13 protein-coding genes are annotated in these 23,341 nt (G+C 36.7%); 2 read left to right on the top strand and 11 right to left on the bottom strand.

Annotated features, from left to right (window positions below):
• Positions 1-459 precede the first annotated feature (459 nt).
• The 6 genes from HOO91_02915 to HOO91_02890 all read right to left on the bottom strand — a co-directional run bounded on the left by HOO91_02915 (position 460) and on the right by HOO91_02890 (position 7,310).
• Complete coding sequence (locus HOO91_02915; GenBank protein NOU16494.1) at positions 460-2,307, bottom strand: glycoside hydrolase family 13 protein; 1,848 nt, start codon at positions 2,305-2,307, stop codon at positions 460-462.
• 31 nt (positions 2,308-2,338) lie between these two features.
• A complete protein-coding gene (locus HOO91_02910) occupies positions 2,339-2,794 on the bottom strand; it encodes a hypothetical protein (GenBank protein NOU16493.1) in 456 nt (151 codons plus the stop codon).
• Positions 2,795-3,908: 1,114 nt separating this feature from the next.
• Entirely contained in the window at positions 3,909-4,742 is an 834-nt protein-coding gene (locus tag HOO91_02905; protein NOU16492.1) for a class I SAM-dependent methyltransferase, read from the bottom strand.
• Between the two features lie 302 nt (positions 4,743-5,044).
• Positions 5,045-6,235, bottom strand: coding sequence for an RNA polymerase subunit sigma (locus HOO91_02900; protein ID NOU16491.1), 1,191 nt, complete (start codon positions 6,233-6,235; stop codon positions 5,045-5,047).
• A gap of 65 nt (positions 6,236-6,300) precedes the next feature.
• Positions 6,301-6,651 (bottom strand): transcription initiation protein, encoded by a 351-nt coding sequence (locus HOO91_02895; GenBank protein ID NOU16490.1) that lies wholly within the window; start codon positions 6,649-6,651, stop codon positions 6,301-6,303.
• Positions 6,652-6,965: 314 nt separating this feature from the next.
• Complete coding sequence (locus HOO91_02890) at positions 6,966-7,310, bottom strand: transcription initiation protein (GenBank protein ID NOU16489.1); 345 nt, start codon at positions 7,308-7,310, stop codon at positions 6,966-6,968.
• A gap of 375 nt (positions 7,311-7,685) precedes the next feature.
• On the opposite strand from HOO91_02890, the gene HOO91_02885 reads away from it, so the two are divergent.
• Positions 7,686-7,982 (top strand): hypothetical protein, encoded by a 297-nt coding sequence (locus HOO91_02885; protein NOU16488.1) that lies wholly within the window; start codon positions 7,686-7,688, stop codon positions 7,980-7,982.
• Between the two features lie 371 nt (positions 7,983-8,353).
• Here HOO91_02885 and HOO91_02880 read toward each other — a convergent pair whose 3' ends face one another.
• The gene (locus HOO91_02880) at positions 8,354-10,768 is read right to left on the bottom strand and encodes a tetratricopeptide repeat protein (GenBank protein NOU16487.1); all 2,415 of its coding nucleotides are present in this window, start codon (positions 10,766-10,768) and stop codon (positions 8,354-8,356) included.
• A 296-nt stretch (positions 10,769-11,064) separates the two neighbouring features.
• Here HOO91_02880 and amrB point away from each other — a divergent pair, with 296 nt between their 5' ends.
• Positions 11,065-12,156, top strand: a complete 1,092-nt coding sequence (gene amrB / locus HOO91_02875; protein ID NOU16486.1) for an AmmeMemoRadiSam system protein B — start codon at positions 11,065-11,067, stop codon at positions 12,154-12,156.
• A gap of 65 nt (positions 12,157-12,221) precedes the next feature.
• On the opposite strand, the gene HOO91_02870 is transcribed toward amrB, so the two are convergent.
• Genes HOO91_02870 through HOO91_02855 form a run of 4 tightly spaced genes read right to left on the bottom strand, consistent with a single transcriptional unit; the run spans position 12,222 to position 23,278 of the window.
• Positions 12,222-13,007, bottom strand: coding sequence for a hypothetical protein (locus tag HOO91_02870; protein ID NOU16485.1), 786 nt, complete (start codon positions 13,005-13,007; stop codon positions 12,222-12,224).
• On the bottom strand, positions 13,007-13,630 hold the full coding sequence (locus tag HOO91_02865; protein ID NOU16484.1) for a hypothetical protein: 624 nt from the start codon (positions 13,628-13,630) through the stop codon (positions 13,007-13,009). Before HOO91_02865 ends, HOO91_02870 begins: the two co-directional genes overlap by 1 nt.
• 24 nt (positions 13,631-13,654) lie before the next feature.
• Complete coding sequence (locus HOO91_02860) at positions 13,655-15,571, bottom strand: outer membrane beta-barrel protein (protein NOU16483.1); 1,917 nt, start codon at positions 15,569-15,571, stop codon at positions 13,655-13,657.
• 18 nt (positions 15,572-15,589) lie between these two features.
• Positions 15,590-23,278 (bottom strand): PKD domain-containing protein, encoded by a 7,689-nt coding sequence (locus tag HOO91_02855; GenBank protein NOU16482.1) that lies wholly within the window; start codon positions 23,276-23,278, stop codon positions 15,590-15,592.
• Positions 23,279-23,341 lie beyond the last annotated feature (63 nt).

Genomic DNA, 23,341 nt, shown 5'->3' with positions numbered 1-23,341 from the left:
TTTAGAAGTGAAGTCGAAGAAACCCTTTTCGTCTATTTTTAATTTTTGTGCTTCTTTTGTTCCTTTCTGAAATGCCTGTCAATATAATACTGTAAAATAAATATAAGAAGGAAAAAAATCTCGAAATGATAGGGAAAATAAGGGAAATTAAAATTGACAATGCCCAAACAACAATGATAGTCATAGCACGATATTTTAACCAGCTAGCTAGAATAGGACTTAAATGATCGCTAAATCCTTCCTTTTTAATGATATATTTAATTAACGTGAGTCGATTTAAGGTGTCATTGGCTGCGCCGAAATGGCAGCTCGGTTATGAGCGAAGCGAAGGATATAATTATCTAAAAACTAGATGGTTGCTTTCAGCGAATCCTCTGGATTTCACTTCGCTCAGCATAACAGAGCAGCAATCAAATACTATGCTTAGAATCAATATGTTATGTTTACATTGAGCTAACGTTATTTTATTTCCAATATCATTGCAGTTTTAGATGGAATTATTAAAGAGTCTTCCACAATAAATTCTTTATCGCAAATTATCTCTTTTGCTTTGAATTTGCTTGATATCATTTGAGAGTACCTTTTAATATCAAGTGTAACATTTTCGCTGTTTTTATTTAGAATGATCATTACTTTTTGTTTATCATTATACCTAAAGTATACATAAACATCATTTTGTTGAGGGGCGTAATGAATAAATTTGCCATTTGTGATAGCGGAATTTGTTTTTCGCCAAGAAAGTAATTTAGAGAAATACTCTTTTGCACATTTTTCTTCTTCCGTAAGGCCAATACCTGTTATAGCATTTTTGGTGTCTCCATCCCATCCTCCATAAAAGTCGCCTCTACGAAGTCCATCATTTCCTAATTTATCATTGGTCATCAAAACTTCTGTACCATAACAAAATTGAGGAATGCCCCGCATGGTCATATATATAGCAATACCAAGTTTCCAATGGTCAAATTTTTTATTCAACCTTGTATAAAATCTATCCAAATCGTGGTTATCTGGAAATATTAACTGATTTTCTGGATTAGGGAATTGATAATCTTGTGCAACACACTGGTATATATCTCTCCATGCCGAAAACCAATCATTTGATCTGGTTAAGCTAGAAACAACATTATCATTTAACAAAAAATCCATTAGGGTGGGTAAATAGGATGTATAGCCATCAAAGTTTTGCTTACCTTTTTGCCAATAAGCTACTTGCGATACAATCCTTGTCATTTCTTCGCCTACTATATTAAATTTGGGGTATTCCTCAAGAATAGTTTTTGCCCATTGCGATAAAAAGTCTTTATCGGCGTAAGAATAGGTGTCCTCCCTTAAACCCGAGAGGCCTGCATACTCTATCCACCAAATAGTATTCTGAATTAAAAATTTAGCCAGAAAAGGATTTCGCTGGTTTAAATCGGCCATACAACTATCGAACCAACCATCGGTATATTCCTTTTTGTCAATTTCTGTGGCATAGGTATCAGTTAATGTTGTTTTTAAGAAGTTAGAACGCCTATACTTGTCGGGAAAATTAACCCAATTTTTTGATGGTAAATCTTTTATAAAATAGTATTCAGTTCCACAATGGTTTAAAACAACATCCCAAATCAACCCTATGCCTTTCTTTTTAGCTTCTTGGACCAATTGTCTAAAGAGTTCATTTGTGCCAAATCGCGGGTCAATTTTATAAAAATCCGTAGCTGCATATCCATGGTATGAGTATTCGGGCTCATTATTTTCAATCAAAGGCGTACACCAAATTTGAGTGAGACCTAAAGATTGAATATAGCCTAAGTTGTTTATAATTCCTTGAATATCCCCACCATGCCTTTTGCCTTCACCTTTTCTATCCGAAGAATTTTCTAGAAGTGAAGGAACATTGTCGTTTGTCTTGTCGCCATTAGCAAATCTATCTGGTACAATAAGATAGATTGCATCCTTTTGTGTATAGCTTTCTCTTTTTTCGCTGTTTTTTTCACGCTGTAAGATTTGAAAGTCCTTTGTTATTAAAACCTTACCCTTTTTATTGAAAGTTATTTTAGCAATACCGGGTATTGCAGAAGCATTTATTTTAAGCGTGATAAAAAGGTAATTTTTGTTTTCAACGGTATCAGTTTTTATCAATTGAACGTTGGGATAAGAAATTGCTGGTTGCAAATCAGAAATTTTATTCCCATAAACCAACAATGTTATGGTGTTATACTTCATTCCAACCCACCAGCTATTGGGTTCAATGCGTTCAATGGTTTGAGTAAAAACTATAGTTTTTGCCAGTAAAAATGTTAAAGTAAATAATACCTTTTTCATTGAATTATTGGTTTACACTTTTTAAAAGTTTTTATTGATCTTTTTGTTCGTAGTATTTTTTGGCAAAGTAAGCTATTGGAATACCTATACAAATTACTAAGATTGTTAAAGCTATGAATGCTTTATGAACATCAAAATTTCTGTGTTTTATCCTGCTCAATGGAACTATAATTTGAGAAGTAACCACCCATGTAATTAGAGCTATTAATACACTATTAAGCCAAATACTTAGGTTGAAAATACGCCATTTGGGATATAGCCAAAAGAAACAAGCTGTGCACGACAAGGCAATTAAATAGTGCACAAGTAATCCTAATGCAATTATACCAAACCCTCCTGAATAAGCCGCACTTCCTAAAATACCGCTGCTAATAAATTGCAATACTCCTGAGGGCATAACGTTATACATAAAATAGCTTTGAATAAACGCAGCGGAAATATCTAAGGAACCTGCGATAATTGTGGTTATTAGAATAGCTTTTTTCATGTTTTATCCTTTTAATAATCGATGAATGTAGTTAAGTAAGTTTATTCCCAAAAATGTTTGCGCTTTATCTATAAATACTTTTTGATTGAGGAAACTTTTCGAAGAAAGTTTTTTGTATCCGTTGAAAGCAAAGGCACATAGAAAAACAATTGCAAATTTTCTAAAGATTGTAATAAAAATTAAACAGCTATGGGTGTTGTAAGAAATGTGAAAATATGATAAATCCTCCAATAATTAAACTCATTTAATTGTTTTGTAATTACCATTTGTGCAAGTATTTTGAGCCAATTGTCAAAGCGGTGCATATAGAAATCCAAAGTTACCAATTTTTTAATTTGCTTGAATTTGCGAAAATACTTTTTATTAAAATCCTAATTCATAGTAATAAGTACAAACTAATTTTGTTTAGTTGGAAATCCCGAATAAGTCCAGCTTTCTGTAGCAATTTTATAGGCAATTGAAAAATAATGTACCCGAGTTACAATAAGTAAAAAGATGAACATTTTAATAGATTTATTTTGGACGCTATGAATATACATAGCAATTACTAGTTTTCCTTTTTGGGTGATAGGCTTTGTAAACAATAGGGTTCATATAGTTTATATTGTTCTATTTATCAAATTATGCAAAATTTACATATGCCTGTGTTGTGCAATGTGCTGCAAATAAAACTGTTAAAAGCAACTGTAAGTAATTTGGCCAAATGTTTCTACCGTTAATCTCAGTTTTTTTGCTGAGCTTAAAACCGATTCTTGAAATGACTGCTAGCATTTACAAACATTACAATTATTGGGAGTTATCAAAATACTATTGTTCAATAAATTTTAAATATTAAAGTGAGGCCTAATGTTCAAATTTTGCACTTTTGCACCATACTACTAAAACGATATTAATAGTTCATTATTCACGGAAATTCATTTTATTTTTTCAGGGTAATCTAGCAGTAGGCTATTGATAATTTTTTACGCATGTTACTCATTTCATTTGGTGTTCAACTTTGCATTTCCCATTTATTGTCAGCAGAAAAAATGATTGATTTGTTAGAAGAAGTGTTCTTACCAAGTTTTAGTATTTTGTACGTATTCATGTACAAGTCGCTGTATTAGAGGTGTTTTTATGTTTTTGCGATCAAGAAAAACTCTCCGCTTGCAGGTATCAGATTGTCAGTTCTATCTTTAAAGTATCTTTCCATCATATCCTTTGTTGAAACGGTGTACATTTCTTTCAATCCAACTTCTTCCGCAAGCGTAACAATTTCGTTAACCGAGTAAAAACTCACAAACGGTGTTCCTGATGCGGCTGCTCCTTTTATCGACATTTCCATTAAAGGTTGGTCTTCTATATCAATTTGGTCCAAGGGTAAATAAAATGCCACTGCAATAGTTGAACCAGAAGCAAGTGAAGTCATTTTTTTAAGTGTGTCTATAATTGCGTTTTTAGTAAGGTAAAGCGTAACACCTGTGCAGGAAACAAAAGTCGCTTGACCGATGTCAAAACCTTTACTCAATAGTTCATTCCACCAAGATGAAATTTCAAAGTCAACAGGAATAAAATGAAGATTTTCTGGAATTTTATAGCCATTTTCAATAAGTTTTTCTTCTTTCCAAACTAATGTGTTGGGTTGGTCAATTTCATAAATGTCAACTTGTGAACCGATTTCCGTATTTCGTAGGGCAAAACTGTCAAGCCCAGCACCAAGCAAAACGTACTGTTTTACATCTTTTTTTATTTGTTCCTTGGCTATATCTTCAATAAAACGGGCACGAGCAACAATGGAAGCACGAAGTCGTTTTGTGTATTTCATATCAGGGCGTTCTTGCCAATCCTTTTCAGGTTTGATTAGGTTAAACCCTATAATATCCTCAATGATATAAGGTTTGTCATCGGCAAAAATGTGCAATGCTCTCCATAAAGCTGTTCGCAATGCTGTATTATCAGGATTATTTATCCCATAGAATTTTGTTTTATGCAGGAGGATATGTACCTTGAATTGTAAATATAGCAAAAGTTATTTAAAGTGGAGGAGCAAACTTAAGGATAAAAGCACCTTACAATTAGTTGCGAATTCCTTAAGGACTGGTAACTAGCAAAGTGGTTTTGAGAGAACAAGGCTCTAGCCCGGCCAAGGGGAGAGCCCGACTAACGAAGGTAATTAGGCCAAACAATAAACGACTGAACTGAAGAACAGAACTAAGTAAAGCGAATTCACGACTGAAGAGTTAATCAAGAGATTTGTATAGAGATTTTTTCCTACCTACCCAATTTTCTATGTTTCAGTCGTTCCACTTCTTTTGCAAGATTTTGTTTTTCAGTTTTGGATTTGGTCAGTGAAATGGTTGTGTTGTAATGGGCAATCGCTTCATCAATGTTCACTTCTTCATATAGATAGCCTAATAATTTATGATAATAGCTGTTTTTAGTTAGGTTCAGTTTCTTGGCTTCATGTATTGCTTTTTCATTGCCATAAACTTTTGCAAAAGCAAATATCCTATTTAAAGCAGTTATTGGAGAATACTCGATTATAATAAGTTGGTTGTATAGCTGTAATACCTGCTCCCATTTATTTTTATCAGTTGTAATAGTATGCCAGTAGGCAATTCCAGCCTCCAGATGGTATTTTGAAATCTCATTACCCGAAAAAGCTTTGACCAGATAATAATTACCCCTTTCAATTAGGTCGTTATTCCACAAACTCCTGTCCTGTTCTTCAAACAGAATCATCTTTCCGCTGTCATCGGTTCTAGCATCAAGCCTCGAACTTTGAAAACACATCAAGGCAAGCAGCGCATTGGTTTGTGGTGTATCAGTTAATGGGTTTTCTGTTAGGATAAGCATTAGCCTTACAGCATCTGAGCAAAGTTCTTTACGAATTAGCTGATTGTTGGTTTTTGAAAAATAGCCCTCATTAAATAGCAGGTACAACGTCTTTAAAACTGTATCAAGCCTTGACTTTATATCTGCTTCGGGCAATTTTCTTATTTGAAAACTGTTGTTGCGGAGATTGGCTCTAGCTCTTTGCAAGTACTTTTTAATGGTCTCAGTTTTTGTAAGAAAGGCACTTGCAATTTCCTCTATACTGAAACTACATAGAACTTGAAGCGCTAAGCTGATTTGTGCTTGTTTAGAATTACTGGGGTTACAAACAGCAAAAATCATAGCTAATTGACTATCTGCAATGTTTTGATGGGTAAAGTCGAAATCCTGCTCTTTCAGGATTTCATCCTCTTTTATAGCATTCCTAACTTGATTCTCAAAAATTGACACATGCTTTAAATAGTCTTTTGCTTTGTTGTTAGCAACCGTATAAAGCCAAGCGGTAGGATTCTCAGGGATGCCATTAATGGGCCAATTTTCCGATGCTTTTAAAAATGTTTCACTAACAATATCTTCAGCAATCTCAATATTTTTTAATCCAAAATAACGGCATAATACAGCTATCATCTTGGAATACTCTAACCTGAACAGGTTGGGTAAAAGTTCATTTTCTGATACCCAAGTACTACTCATTAAATTAAATTTTTGTCATAAAGATGTAAAAGTTCCCTAACTTCAATATTGCCACCAATTTTGAAAATTGGATTGGTCTTTGCCAATTCAACCGCCTCCTCAATTGTCTCCGTTTTTACGATTATAAAACCACTAATAAATTCCTTAATTTCGGCATAAGGGCCGTCTGTTACAATGTTATCTGCTTTAACGGTTTTTGCACTAATATGCGATAAGCTAACACCATTATTTGCCAATTTGTTTTGAACAGCAATGCTGCTTAACCAGTTCATTCGTTCTTGTATTTGTTCAGGGGATGGCTTATCATCAGTTCCTTTAGTTGCTCTGAAAATTAATGCAAATTCTTTCATATTATGCAAGGTTTAATGTTCACAACAGAATTTATTGGATAAAAATAGTTCTTTTATAGAAACTACATTTAGCTGGTGTAGTTTAATCCAAAGAGGCTGTCTAAAAAGTCAAAATAAGTTCTCGCAAAGCCCGCAAAGAAAAACCTCTAAGATCGTAAAGTGTTGAAATAATGAATAATATGCTTAGCGAACTTTGCGAAAACTTGGCGTTCTTTGCGTGAAAATTCTTTTTAGACAGCCTCCTTGAAATATTCTAACCAAAACAGGTTTAACAAAAGCATATTTCCTAATTTACGGTTTTTGCACAATCGGTTTTACTTTTTGTTATAAAGTTGCAATACTTCACGAACCTCAATATTTCCACCAATTTTGAAGATAGGGTTAGCTTTGGCAAATTCAACTGCCTCCTCAATGGTTTCCGTTCTAACAATCATATAACCACTGATAATCTCCTTAATTTCAGCATAAGGGCCATCTGTTACAACGTTTCCCGGCTTAACAATTTTGGCATTAACAGGGGATAAGGTATTTCCTTTGTCCGCCAATTTCTCCTGAGCCGCGATGTTACCTAACCAATTCATCCGCTCCTGTATTTGTTCAGGTGATGGTTTGGTATTCGATTCTTTGTTCAATCTGAAAATTAATGCAAATTCTTTCATGGCTTATAAATTTTAAAGTTCATTTACATAACGATTGAAACTTTATAAGGGGGACAATTTCCAAATAGTTTTTGCTAAAAAAATTTTAATAGCCACAACACTTGCGGGTAGTATTTGTTGTGTTTGGGAGTTTACCTTCGGTGAGCTCGCAAATAACGCTCGGTTGAAACTTTTTTCTTATCTCCCCGTTAGTAAAACTACCAAAAAGCGTTAAGAACTCCAAATGCACCATCAGCCCAAATAGAACCGAGTGTGTTTTGCGAATTCGCTGAAAGTAAACTTTCCCGAGCAAGGTAACATGTAAGAATTAAAAAGTCCCAGCATTGTTGAAAAAAATAAGGGTAAAAATTTATAGCTTTGTTCAAAACTGAAAGAATGGACAAACGGTTTATTGATATTATTCAGCTCATAAAATATTCTCGAATTAATGCTATAAAAGTTGTTAATACAGAGTTGATTAACCTTTATTGGAACATTGGGGAACATATTAGCAAAAAAATTGAACTTGCAGAATGGGGAGATTCTGTTGTGTCAGAATTGGCTAAATATATCCAACAAAATGAACCAGACATCAAAGGCTTTTCCGATAAAAATCTTTGGAGAATGAAGCAGTTTTACGAAATTTACAAGGGTTTTCCAAATCTCTCAACACTGTTGAGAGAAATTGGTTGATGAAAGCCCTTTCCTAAATTCATCAGAAACCGCTACTTAAAAACAATGAAACTACGCATCTCTAACCATACAACTTTGCGAATTCGCTGAAACCAATCTACTCCCAGCGGGGTATACTTTTGGCTAAATATATGTGCCGCACAGCTACGGCACACCAGCATAATAGTATAGATTTACCCCTGTAGCTCTGCAACATACCTCCATAGAGTAAAGATTATATTCCGTAATGCTGCAACACATCTCCATAGAGTAAAGATTGTTCCTCGTAGAGCTACGGCCTATAAGTATAAGAACTTGGCGGTTTGCTGATCCCCTGCGGCAACTTTTTTTACTGAATTTATGCGCTTGGCAGTTTGACTTTCCTAAGAGTTTCAAACGAATTTGTAAGTATCGAACCATTCGAATACTTTATATTTCTGGTTGAACTGACTCTCGGATAGCGTTTCCTTTTCAATTCCTATAAATTTCCACATACTTGCTTTAAACTTGTGGTAATCGCTAATGGGTTCAATCTCGAATTCATTGTAATCGTTAAAGAATGTTTTAACGAAAGGCTTTAAATTCTTTGCCACGCCTAAAGTGGTTTTCAACGCTAAGCTGGGTAATATGGTTTTTCCCGAATCCATTATGATATTAAACAGAATATCAAACGACTTTTCGAAGTTCTTTTCCTTTTCCCTGGTGAAAATGCTGATTAAATAGATAAACAGAGAGAACGTTTGCTCGGGGTTAATGATGCCTTTAAGAAAATAGTACTGAATAAAAATTAGGTAGAGTTTTGGTTGTGCCGGATTCCAATGTTTTATAACCTTTGCAAGCTGATTCTCAAAATCACTTCCATCATCAATACGATTTTTCAGGTAATCTAATCTATCAGTTACTTCGTATTCCAGAACTTCTTTTAGTATGTATGAAAATGCATTTACAATCTCATCCTTATTCTCAGGGATATTTTTCTCCAGATGCTTAGTAAATTCCTCTTTTAGCTGGCTAACCAATTTGTTTATTCTTACTTCGTTAATCGCCTCGTTTATACTATCCCTCTCCAGCTCTTCCAAATAGAATGTTTCCCAAAAGGGTTTATTGCATGAGTAAATTGGAATTTCATAATTCGTTTTAATGTCCTCTATTGCCTCGGAGCATTCACGGTAATGGAAGTAGGGTTGGAATTGCAATAAATCCGTGGCTTGGCTATCTATTGCATTTACAAGTGCAGGAAACTCTTTGGTGTGGTTGGCTTTTAGCTTGGCTAAATATTCCTCTTTTTCATTCTCATCATCAATTAAGAAAGCAAGCATAATTTGCGAGAAGATAAACGAACTGGATTTTTTAAATGCCTCAATGGCATTCTCCTTACTATTCTGTAGCAGGTATAAATGGGCTAAATAGTAATAGTCAGTATCATTCTCCTTAGCAATTTCGCAAATGCAATTAGCAATTACCGTTTCATGCTCTAGGTTAACATCCTTGGCCGATAGCGCGTAGTAGTATAGCTCCTGGGATGTTAGCTTGTAATCGCCGCAATCCAACTCCTCATCGTAAATAATGTATGAGGCAACAGAACCGCCCAAGTAGTAGTATAGCAGTGCCTTAACGCCCAGCAGAGCGCTATTATTAAAGTGTTCCTTTGCCTCATAAAAATCTAGTAGTAGCGTAAAATCCCGAATTTTATCTATTGCGCTTTCAAATGGGCAAAATACTATACTGGATGGTTCAATTTCAAATGTTTCTGTAATAATTTTAATGTTTTGAGGGTAAGAGAATTCAAAATAATCAACTAATTTAGATAGATTGGATATATCCTGACTGTATATACATAGGTATAGGTAGGAACTAAAATCTAGAAAGCACAAATTATGTAAACCTAATAATTCATAGACAAGACCTCTGTTATAGTATGCCCCTGCAAAATCTGAATCCAACTCTATGACTTTAGTGTAATCCTCTATGGCTAATTGGTATTGTTTTAGTTTATCTAAAGCATTCCCTCTATTATTATATGCCTCTGCAAAATTTAGTTGCAACTCAATGGCCTTGGTGTAATCCTCTATGGCTGTTTGGTAAAGTTTTAGTTTATCTAAAGCATTCCCTCTATTATTATATGCCTCTGCAAAATTTAGTTGCAACTCAATGGCCTTGGTGTAATCCTCTATGGCTGTTTGGTAAAGTTTTAGTTTATCGAAAGCATACCCTCTGTTATTATATGCACCTGCAAAAGCTGGATTCAACTCAATAGCTTTGGAGTAGTCCTGAATTGCCTCTTCGTGTTGTTTTAGTTCACCGAAAACCATCCCTCTAAGCGAGTATACTATTGCATTATCTGGATTCAACTCAATGGCTTTGGAGTAATCCTGAATTGCCATTTCGAATTGCTTTAGCTCATAGAAAGCAAGCCCTCTGTTATAGTATGTCCCTGCAAAAACTGGATTCAACTCAATGGCTTTGGAGTAGTCCTGAATTGACCCTTTATAATCCGCTAAATCTGATCTGTCACTGCCACGATTACGATACAATACGTAATCATTGTGGTATTCTACTAATAACTCGTTAAGGCAAAGGATACTTTTATTGGGATCGGGTTGAATTATGGAAAAGAAAACACTGGTAAGGTAAATTTTATCGTAATCTTTTCCATCGAGGATGGTTTTATATGAGATGCCCGCATTGTTAATTAGTTGGAGCTCGTCAGGAGATAGATCCTTAATAATCTCAGGAAGATATTTTCCGCTGGCTCTTAAGGTTTTGATTTTTTCAACCAATTGGGTCTCTTTTTCCTGTTCTTGCATAAAGGTTAAGTTTATTATATACAATTCTGTGCTGTTTGGCTAGCGATATTTTATAGACTCTTCCGGGTCTATCGACTCCGGAAGGTCTTTTGCGTGGAAGGATAACCCGATAGAGTTCGAAGAACCTATCGGAGTTTGCCTCCCTTCGATATTTTACCGACGCTGAATATGGTTTGTTTAGTTATACGCTTATAAATGTAGATAAAAAAGTTCGGAACTCTTACCATTTGATACCAACAACTTAATTCCTATATTTGGGCATATCACAATGCTTTCAACTATTAAATTTTTAAGGTATGACAAGGATTTTGAGTTTTATTGTGGCTGTTTCGGTTGTGCTACTTGGGTGCAATTCTACAGAATCAGCTAAGAATAAGGAGAAGGTAAGGCAAATGAAGGATACTGTTGGTTTTGCGCATCTTGGCTGGCAGGTTGATTCGGTGATGAGTAGGATTAATCGGTTACAGACAGCCGAATTGGCAAATGCCAAGGCTAATCAGGATACCCCTTGGAGGGTTGCCATTTGCCCTCACGATGATCATACCTACGTTGGGTGGCAATACCCTGCCCTGCTTGGGAATATAAAGGCTAAAACGATAATTATTTTTGGTGTGGCGCATAAGGCTAGGGTTATGAATGTGTCGGATCAAATTGTGTTCGATTCCTACACGCAATGGCATGGGCCATACAAGAATATCAAAGTGTCATCGTTAAGGGAGGAGATAATTAAAGGGTTGCCGAGTGGTTGCTATCAGGTAAACGATAGCCTACAAAAGGTTGAGCATTCGGTTGAGAGTATGCTGCCTTTCCTCCAGTACTTTAATAGGGATGTTGAAATAGTATCAATCCTAGTTCCCTTTATGCCAATGGAAAGGATGGAGGCTATTGCGCAGCCCCTTTCAAAATCGATAGCTGAGGTGATAAAAAATCGCAAAATGCGATGGGGTGATGATATTGCCCTACTAATTACTACAGATGCTGTTCACTACGGCAATGATGATTGGGGCGGTAAGAATATGGCTCCTTATGGTGTGGATAGTGCTGGGTATAAAAAGGCTGTTAGTCACGAGCATGCAATTATCGATAGCTGTTTGAAGGGTGTTCCAAGTAAGGAAAAGGTTGGTTGGTTTGTGGATTATACGGTTCAAAAGAATGATTATAAGGAGTATAAATGGACATGGTGCGGCAGGTATAGCATCCCCTTTGGGCTTATTACTGCGTTAGATTTGCAGGAGCAGCTGGGTGCTAAGCCATTACAGGGGCAATTTGTTGGTTATTCTACCAGCATTGATCATAAACCAATTCCTATTGAGGATTTGCGGATGGGAAAAACAGCAAAGGCTACTTTGAGGCATTGGGTTGGGTATGCATCGGTGGGGTATAGGTAGGGAAGCAGTTGCTAGTTACTAGATACTAGATACTAGCAACTAGTAACCAGCAACTAAATTTGGGTTTAAATCTTTCTAATATCACTAATTAGCCATCCCGAGTTGTTTGATGTTCTGTTGAATTCCTCAACGGTGATTTGCCAGCCCGGAAAGTTGATATAGTAGGTAACGCTTTGGGTGTTTTGAATGGTTATCCGTTTTTGCTCTACCTCTTTCAAAAAAAGAATGGTTTTGGTCAACGATGTTGATGTAAAGTAATAGGGATTGTTTGTGCTATTCAGTTTTCGGATGTTTATAAAATTGGTTTCGTGGCTGTTGGGCGCAATAAAGTACTTCTGTAGGCTATCGGGGTTAAATTTGAATACATCCGTATCAATATTAGATATTACCCATTTGACTGATCTGTCTGAGAGTACTTCGGGGATCAGCTCCATATTAACCTGATTATCTTTCCCGTTGTAGGTAATATTAACTTTAGCCAACGCTTTAACCTGCCCGCTGTAAAGGCTAATTGTTTTGGGAGCCATAGAATCTGCAATGTATTCAATGAATTCGCTGCAAATTTTCCTGTATGAAGAGTCGGTAGAATTGCTAAGCCTTGGATCTTCGGCATTTAGAAGATATGCAAGGTAGCTGGTTCGGGATATCTTCTTTTTAAACTCATCGCTAATTAGGTTTCCTTTCCAATCGGATTTGTAGTTGAACCTATCGATAAACTCACCAAACTGCTTTACCTGAAGGTAATACTCCTTTGGGGTGCTAAGGGATGAACCTTGAATTTGCTGCCCAAAGGAGATAAGATTACTCCCAATGAGTAATGTAAATAGCGCAATTAGCCTTATCCTGCTCATTACAATGACTTCTTGGTTTCGGTTGCTTTGATGTTACCAAGGAATACTTTCCATTTTTTCTCGTTAAAGAATTTATCTTCAACTAGATCTATTACAATTTCAATCTCCTTTTTGGTTACATCTTTGTATACAAGATTATCGCCAGTGAAACCAGTGAATTCTTGAATAACCGTTGCCGATGAGTAGTATCGACCATCGGGACCCTTAGTAAAGCTTGATATGTAAACTAAGTCGTAGAATTTGATAACAACAGATGTAAATGGCAGCGATTTTAACCGAGCAAGATATTTTTCCATTGGGCGCGATTGGATGGTTACTGTGCCATCGGGCATAATAACGGATGTTTGCATCTCTGCACCTTTGAAGAAGAGCTTTAGCGCCTCCCTTTCAGCCATACTGCGTCTTTCGGCAGGTTGATCCTTACTACCAATTGTAACAATATGCTGCTGGAACTCATCAACCTTCTGCTTTGTTTGCTCTTTGAAAACCTCGATATCGGCATCGGAAAGATTTATCTCATCAACAATCTTTGCCTCCTTGCTACTTGCAGCAGTTTTTGAGGGCTCCTGAGAGTAGGAATTGGTAAGGATGCCACAAAAAATAATAATCAATACGTATCTCATATTCATCGTTTTATAATTTTTCTACTAGAATTTGTATGATAATCCAAACTTAATACCATATTTTGAACTTACAACCTTTTTTGCCGAGGATGCATTTCCAAAAGCATCGGTATACTCACTTGCCTTTGATAGGTTATTCAAACCCCAAATAATTTCAGGGCCAACATAAACTGTTGTAAAATAACTAATAGGATAGGTAAAGCCTACAGAAGTTTTAAATGATAAATTAAAACCTGCAATATCGCTTTTCCCTTTACTGTCGATATTAGAGCGGCTAACAAAGCCAAATTCAGGCGCAGTGATAATCTGAACAGGGTGTTGCTCGTAGTAGCCCGATGTTGCAAAGTTACCTGTTGTATGGAAGTTGGACTTAATATTTAACGAAGCAACCAAGCCTGTTTCGGCATAAATACCCCATTTCTCAGGATTGCTATTGCTATGGAATATCAATGTTATGGGGATAGATATGCAGTTAACGGTTAGGAGGGAGTCGTATTTTGCGGAAACATTTTTTAGGTAGGATTCATTATTCAAATCGGTGGAGTATGCTGTGTTCCGAAAATCCCCTGAGAGATTAGCATTTGCGCTGAATTTAGTGTAGCCAAGACCCATTGAAACCCCCAACCTCTCGTGAAAATACCAAGTAGCTATTGCATGAAGGTTTATTGTGCTTTTTCCCTTAACCGACCACGAAAGTATTTTATTATCGGTTAAATTAGGATCTTTAAGACTTGCAATCCCACCACCCACTGAGAAACCTACATATAAACCGCTTCTTTTAAGTGTTGAAATGGGCTTGCTGGGTAACTCCTGCGTGGCATTGGCAGCAGTTTGGCTATAAAGGTTAACCCCAAATTTATCGATACTTGTAAGCTTAAAATTCTTAAAGGTGTTTTCATCACGCTCGAACGATACCTTGAAGTCGTACTTTGCGTTATCGCGGAATACCGTTTTTGCCATGTATTTCCCCGAGAAAAACTTATCGATATACCCGTTAATGTAATACTTCTCGTTCCCCTCGGGTATTACTTTCCCGTACTGAGCCGAATCGATATTCAGTCCAAGATTACGAATACCCTCTGGGTACGATGAAACGATGTTTTTCTTGTAATCGCTTAATGGCACCCATCTTTTTTGTGGATCTGGTTCAATATCGTTTGCTACATTTTGGGTTGAATCCTTGAATAGCCCCATAAATGAGATGCTGTAATAGGTTTTATCCTCACGGCTCTCCTTGGGATCGGTTAGTAGGTTTAGGAAATTGATATAGTCATTCAGCAAGAATTTTGTCTGCTCCTTAATCAACTGCATATCCTTTTCGGAAAAGGTGATGCTTTTAACCTCTGCAAGTAGCCTTGAATCATCGGCAAGCGTTTTTGTTTTATTGCTCCTAATACCGGCAATCCTATAGTTTTCGAATGCGTTGTTCTTCTGAAAGAATGCAATACGGTAAAGCAATTCCTCTGTAAGGTTATTTCTTTGCTGATTTAGGTAGTTGCCATCAATGCGCTTTGAGGTCATAATATCAACGGTGTAGATATCGTTCCCATGCGAAATGATATTTCCTGCCTTAAGGTTATCAAAATCCAAGGAGATCTTCATCCCATCGGGATACCAAAGCAATAGGTTTGCAAGATAGGTTTCCATCTCATAAACATCGCTTAATTTGTGGGCAGGATCGAGATCGTTGTAAACAATAGCCTTGCGGCTAACGAATAGGTCAATCAGTTTTTGGCTCGTTTTGTTAAGTTCAACCAAATCAACTACTTGATCAGCCAATTGATTGGTGTATAGCTGATAGTTTTTAAGGGCTTTAATTGCTTCGTTATAAATAATAGCCTTTTGCTTATCGGTAAAATCGGCCGAAATTGCATATCCTCCAATTAGCACTAAACATATTGTGAGAATTACTCTTCTTTTCAACAATTGCACGTATCTCATAATCATCTGAATAAAGGCCTACTGTTTAATAATTTTCTTTACAACTAAACTGTTCTTATAATGTAACTTACAGAAGTATATTCCTTTAGGTGCTCCAGTAAGATCAATAGAAAATCCATTTGAATTATGATATTGATTTTGGATAATAACTTTACCTAAATCGTCCACAAATTCAACATTCAAATCGCCTGAGAGCGTATTGCCCAATAGTACTGTAATTAGCCCATCTGTTGGGTTTGGAAATAGGGTTACCACATCGTCAACAAGATCGTCAATTCCATTAATAACATTGCCCGTTGGGATATTTATTATATCGCTCATGGCGTAGCACTCGCCACCATCGCTGATTTCTACGTAGTAATTGCCAAAGTTTTGTCTGGCAACGTATTGATTAGTCTTTGCACCAACAATGAGTTGATCGTTATAATACCAGCGATAATCTTTAGCCGAATTATTATCACACGCAAGAATCCAAACGTTGGGACCCCATGCATATAAATTAGGCTTAGCGGGTGCAGGTTTGGTGGTTAGAGTGATAATATCGGATTCTGTAGCGCAGTTACCCTGACTTGCCTCAACTCGGTAATCGCCCGCTGCTAGACGACCTTTATAGTTTGATTGGGTTGCTCCATCTACAATTACGCCCGATCGTTTCCACTGATAGTTTAGCGTTGATGAGGAGTTTGTAACCTTAAGCTCAACTTCGGTGCCTAAACAGTACAGCGTGGTGTTAGTTGCTTCGGCAATAATAGGTTTGGCGGGTAATGTATTAGCTGTAACATTTACCACTGGGGTTATCACCGAGCATCCTTGAGTATTGGATATCTCAAGTTGATATTTTCCTGATGTTGATGCTATTAGCGAGTTTGTATTTGCTCCGCTAATTACACCGAGCTCATTCTTCCATCTATAAGTGTACTCTGAATTTGATGTTGCGTTAAGCGTAACACTTCCCCCTGAGCAGAAACTAGTTGGCCCGCTTAGGTTCAAAATTGGAAGGGTTGGTTTAGGAAGTACATCTACATCTAAGGAGTTGGTTGAGTTCACAGAGCAGCCGTTCGAATTAGCCACAGTTAAGGAGTATTTTCCTTTATCTTTTGCAATATACTGGTTCGAATTTTCTCCAACCGCACCACCATTCAAATTCCATTGATAGGTGTAACCATCAACGTTTGTTGCGCTAAGAGTAACCGATTCATCCTGACAGAATTGTAATGAGCCATTTGCAGTGATTAGTGGAACTACAGGTGCATTTTGCGCAATGATATTTACTTGAGATGATAAAGTTGTACAATTTCCAATTGAATTAACAACTTCCACAACATAATTACCTGTCAACTTGGCTATGTATTTACTTGAATCAGAATTAGTAAGATTAGTTCCGTCAACCTTCCACGTGTAAATAAATTTATTATTATATGGAACAGATAGGGTTACGCTATCGCCCTTACAGAATGATAATGGGGCATTTGCAGTGATTGCTGCTATTGGATAACTTGCCACTGCTACATTTTTAGATATTGAATCGGTACAACCATTACTTGAAATAGCTTTAAGCTTAACCAGATAATCTCCAGTATTAAGATATCCGTGTGGTGAGGGTTGCTGAATGGTTGATGATTGACCATCGCCAAAGTCCCAACTCCATGAATCAATGGTTAAACCATTAGCATCTGTTGTATTTGTAATTGTGGTTGAAGTTCCTTGGCATGCAGTAGTTGCTGTAAATCCTGTAATTGGTTTAGGTTTTACAGTAACACTTTTTTCGAGCGAATCCTTTGCACCTCCAGTACTAGTAATTACAAGTTTTACAGTGTAAGCACCACCAGCAGCAAAGGTGTGTGTAGGATTTTGTACTGTTGAAATTGATCCATCCTTGAAATCCCATTTCCACGAGGCTATACCATCGGTTGAAACGGATTGATCGGTAAATTGTGTAGGTAGCCCCTGGCAAACGATTTCTGCCGAGAAGAAGGTTTGAAGATCCCTAACCTCAAAATTTCCATTTGCAGACCAATCGCTACCCAAATATCCCTGATCAATGGTCTGAACATTCCATTCGTACTGACCCACAGGAAGATTGGCTAAGTCGATTCGTTTGTTCATTTGAACATTTCCTAACGCGCTAAATAGCCTTACAGTACCATTGGTGCTCGGTGCATAGCTCCAATTTGTTGCTCCAACAATTCTATAACGTAAATTATAACTCATAGATATTGATGGGGTTTCATCATTTAGTGCTGATGACCAGCTAAGTGTAACCTTATTTGGTGTTACAACATTTTCTAAATTGGTAGGCGCATTGGGCTTTTTATTTATAGCATATTTCCCTGCAATTGAAGTAGTAGTGTTTTGGTATATTTTTAAATTATTATTTCCTGCGAATAGAATATCAAGATCTCCATCGTCATCGTAATCACACCATTTTGCAGAACCGTAGAAACAACCAGTAATAAAAAAATCGGTATCTTCAGTGAATGTGCCATTTTTATTATTACGATAAACTTTCGTGTACAAGCCACCATTCTGTCCTCCAACGATAAGATCTAAATAACCATCGTTATTGTAATCGCCCCAATCGGCATTAGAGTCCATAAAACTTCCAATACCAGTATTTGATATAGATGTGAAATTTCCATTCCCATCGTTGTGATATAACAATGTTAATGGTGGATCACTAAAACGCTGGTTGCCAGTTAGAAAAATATCGAGAAGACCATCATTATCATAATCTACCCATTGACCAACACCATAGCATATTCCCTCCAATGTAACATCAGTTTTTTCAACAAACTCAAAATTCCCTTTGTTTTGATATATTTTAGATGCACCAGCAAAGTTATATTCACCTAACTTATGATATCCCGTTAATAAAATATCCGATAAACCATCGTTATTAAAATCGCCACACGAAAGGGACGAGTTATAGGTCATAAAAGGGATGGTAGTTTGAAGGGTGAATGTAAAATTTCCATTATTTTTATAGATTCTAGTATCATTAGCCCCTGTAAGAACAACATCCAAATAGCCATCATTATCTAGATCCTCGCAAGTTCCAGTGCTAAAATCATTTCCAAAATCAAATTGCTGAGTAAATGTTGTACCGCTTATGTCAGTATTGTTACGTAATATTTTGGCATTTCCGTAATTATGAGCATCAACAATCACTATATCTAAGTAGCCATCGTTATCGAAATCAGCCCATTTTCCTAGGAACCTATCATTATAACGAGTGATTGCATTATCGGGAAGTAAGAGATTAAAGGTGGCAAGGGGTGTAAATGTATTATCACCATTATTGTGGTATACCCTTGCATAAAACTGATTACTAACGAGGACGCCAGTTACTAGGATATCAAGGTAGCCATCTTTATCATAATCACCCCATTCCACAGAACCATATAAAACGCCCACAGAGGCTAGGGTTTGTATATCTGTATAAAGAGATGGGCTAAAGTACCCAATATTATTATCTACTACCTTTCGGAAATACTTATCGCTATTGCTAAGAGTAGAGTACTCCATTACATGAACGGTATACGTTAAACCTGTATTTAAGCCCGAAACTGTAACAGAATCGGCTTGCCCGTTGTATACACAAAACCAATCGGTTCCTGCAATTCGACTACCTTCACCAAAACGGGAGCTGTGTTTGTAAATAACTCCATTTACGGGGTAAGATGGGGTTGATTTATTTGCCTTACAGAAAACTATGCACCCATCGCCATTTCCTCGTTTCCACTTTAGTTTGATTGTTGTACTATTCACGTTGGAGGCTACCAAATTGGATGATTGAATGGTATCAACTGAAAAGGTTTGCTCTGGAGCAAAAGAGCTTGCTTTTCCATTAGCATCAACTGCCTGAACAGACCAGAAATAGTTCCCTACTTTCAATGGATTAAGAGTAAATGAGGTATCCCTGATAAGTGTTGAGTTATTGTATAATAACCGAGTACCATTAGCTAACGACTGTGCAGTTACTATATTTGAAGATCCAGAAGATGTTCCTACCCTTAAATTGAACTTTGCTGATTCTGCTAGCTTTGGATATTCCCATTTAAATGTACCTGTCCGAACCTGCTTGGAAACACTCAAATTACTTGGCGTTGGTGGTGCTGTATTGAATGTTTTTATGTTGTTGTGATACAAACCAGTGAATGAATTTCCATATCCTCCTAGTAAAAAATCTATTCTATTATCATTATCGAAATCAGCCCAAAAAGTTTGACCTATAAGGGTGGGCCAGGACTGAGGAGTAACCTCGCTAAATGTATTGCCATCGGTATTTCTGTATAGTTTTACGCTAACGCTGCCATAACCACTTGAATAACCTGCTACGAAAATATCAAGAAAACCATCATTATCATAGTCAATCCACGAAGCAGAACCATTTTCCTGAGCAGCAGCCAGTGATGCTTGTTCTGTAAAGGAATTATTACCCATATTTTTATAAATCTTGCTGCCATCATAATTACCAAGAAATAAATCGAGTAATCCATCGTTATTATAATCACCCAACGCAACAGGACCCAAGAAATTTGGTAATCCAGTATTGGTTTGTAACGAAAATGTATTATCACCATTGTTTCTATACAATTTTGTGGTTCTATTACCTTCGCTACCGATTCCTGAATAAACAACATCTAAATAGCCATCATTATCATAATCGCCCCAAGTAGCGGCTCCGTAAGTTACTCCAATCAACGAAATTAAATCGGTAAATGAATTATCGCCATTATTCCTATATATTTTTGCTACACCACTTCCAGCTAAAAGGATATCCAAATCGCCATCGTTATCAAAATCACCCCAAATTGCTGAGCCGTTATTTATTGGGAAAATATCTATTTGAGATTGCTCAGTAAATGTTCCGTTTTTATTATTTTTATAAATCCTAGAGAACATAGTATGAGGCCAAGCAGATGTTGTAGAACCTGTTAAAAGAACATCCAGATATCCATCGTTGTTATAATCACCCCACGCAACGGAACCGTATTCTACTCCCTGCATTTTTATTTGATACTGAGGTGCAAAGCCACCAAGTCCGTTACCTTTAAATATTCGTGTTATTGGAACCGAAGACGAGTCGCCAGTCATAATTAAATCTAAATTACCATCATTGTCATAATCACCCCAAGCAAAGGCACTATAATTAAGAGATGGGAAGGCTATTCCATCTTGTATTGAAAATTGCCCTGCAGAAGTCACTTGAACTTGAGGTACAGTTGCGATGGTGTTATACAAAGTATTTACACCTGAATTTGTATATGGGTAAATTCTAAAATAATAGGGAGTATTGAGCTCATCGTTAATCCAACCATTATAAACTTGAACACCTTGAAGCACCTTAACAACGCCAACTCCATCGGTAAGATCGTTGTCAATTGAAGGTTCTACACCGTTAACGGGATCTGTAAATGAGTTCGTTTTTGAAGCAAAAATATAGTAACCATCGGGAGAATTACCATTTATGACATCAGTCCATTTTAATGTCATTTTGCTACTAACCACAGAACCACTAAAATTGGTTACGTGGCTACTAGGTTTATCTTTTATACCAGTTACCCAGTTGGATGTTGTACCGCTTAGTGCAAAGTTGGTTAGGGTGCCATGGTTTGTTCCAATTCCATTATTTAAAGATGTTATACCTGCATTTGTCCCAGCAGCATTTCCTTCATTGAAATTAAAATAAGCAATTAATCCTGATTCTGTTCCATTAAAAGATTTGTACATATTAGTGCTGATATCGGTTGCTGTCCTCTCTGTGTTCCATATCCGATATTCGTCCAACTTCCCAGCAAAGTAGCGGGATGCGCCAAAAGCACCAATTTCTGCAGCTGTGAAATTTGCATTTAAAGCGGTAGCTAAGGTTACATTCTGAACTAAAGTACCATTTACATAAACATTTACTTTTTTAGTCGATGAATTGTATGTTGCAGCCAGATGATACCAAGTGTTTGGCGAAAAGGAATAGTTCACAGTTGCAACAGTTGAGCCACAAACAGCAAGTTGAATCGTTGCGTTAGTTAACTGGAAATGAACATCACCATTAACCCAACTATTTGTATTAAAGATTCCGCTGAAAGGAGTTGATATAAAGTTATTTGCGTTAAACCATGTTTCGATGGTAAACTGTGTAAGGTTGCTAGCTAATGCTGGTATGGCTACAAAATCGTTAGTGCCATCAAAAGAGAGTGCATTGTTTTGTGTTGATGCAGGAGCTCCGCTTGAAATCCAATTTGAAGAGATACCTGACAACGACATATTTGTAAGTATTCCATTTTTCCCATTAGCCGTTGCATCAAACAGGGTTGATAATCCCGTATTTGTTCCATTTGCCGAGGCCTGATTAAATCGGTAATATGCATAAAGGCCTGTTTCCCCACCAGTAAGAGAGGAATTCATATTAGTATTAATCTCATCTGCTGTAAGGGCTCTAGTCCAAAAGCTTACCTCATCCATGCTTGCATTCAAATAGGCATCAGCAACCCAGTTACTTTTGCCTAAGTAACATAGGTTTCGTGCTATATTAACTGGTGCTGAAACGTTTCCGGATGCAGCTACAACTCCATTAACATATATTTTTGCTGCTCCCGTATTTGAAACGGTTGCCGCCACATGAACCCATTGATTCGGACTTAAAATATTTCCAGTGGTTAGCTGATACGGGGTTGTGTTTAAATAATTTGATAATGTAAGAGAGTTACTTGTTGAATTATTTGCCAACATGATATTGTTATAGCCAGCACCTGTTCCAAAATCGAAAAGTCGTGACCAAGAATTAAATGCGCCCCATTTCACCCAACCCATATAGGTATAACCTGCTGAGAAATTTCCAGTTGGGGATACTGTTCCTAAATTTACATAATCGTTTGTACCGTCAAATGCAAGAGCATTATTATCGATTGTTACTGGAATATCACTTGAAAGCCAGTTAGATGATGTGCCAGTTAATGCAAAATTTGTAAGTGTACCATTCTTTGCATTAACCCCTGCATCCAAAAGAGTTGTACAACCTGTATTGGTTCCGCCCGGCGCAGCCTGATTGAAATGGTAATAGGCATATAATCCACTTTCATTGCCCGCTAATGAAGAATTCATTTTGTTTTGAATCTCAGTAACGGTGAGTGCACGAGACCATACGCTGATTTCATCTAAACAACCATTAAATTTATTGTAATAAGTTGCTGTTCCTAAAGTACAAGAAGTTCGAACAACATTGGAAATTGGGCTTACATTATACCATGAAACACTTGATCCGTTTACGTAGATAGTCATACTACCTGTCTCTGTAACTGTTACAGCAATATGTACCCATTGGTTTAATGCTGTACAACCTTGAACTATTAAACTAGTATTTGAGCAGCGTACGCTTATACCATTGAGTGTAGCGTAACCTGAAATCGAAATTTGATTAGCATTGTCGCTATTATTAACACCATCGCCAAAAACGAACACCGGTGCATAAAAGTTAAATGCATTCCATTTCACCCAGCCCATAAAGGTAAACCCTGTTGAAAAGTTACCGGTTGGTGAAAGTGGTCCAAGATTTACATAATCATCTGTACCATCAAAGGAAAGACAGTTATTTTGAGCATTACTAATCATTGGAAAAAGTAGAAACAATACCCCCAGCATAGTTGCTTTAAATACTTTTGATACCCAAGTAATAAGGGTAAATGATGAGTTGATTTGTGACTGTATCATAATAAGTTAAGTGTTTTTCTTAAAAGATGGACTTAAGGCATGCAAAGATAGATTCTCATTAAC

It is taken from the genome of Bacteroidales bacterium (assembly GCA_013141385.1).
Taxonomy (GTDB): Bacteria; Bacteroidota; Bacteroidia; order Bacteroidales; family Tenuifilaceae; genus UBA8529.
Note: the sequence above shows the minus strand (reverse complement) of the source record. Positions and strands in the feature narration are given on the sequence as shown.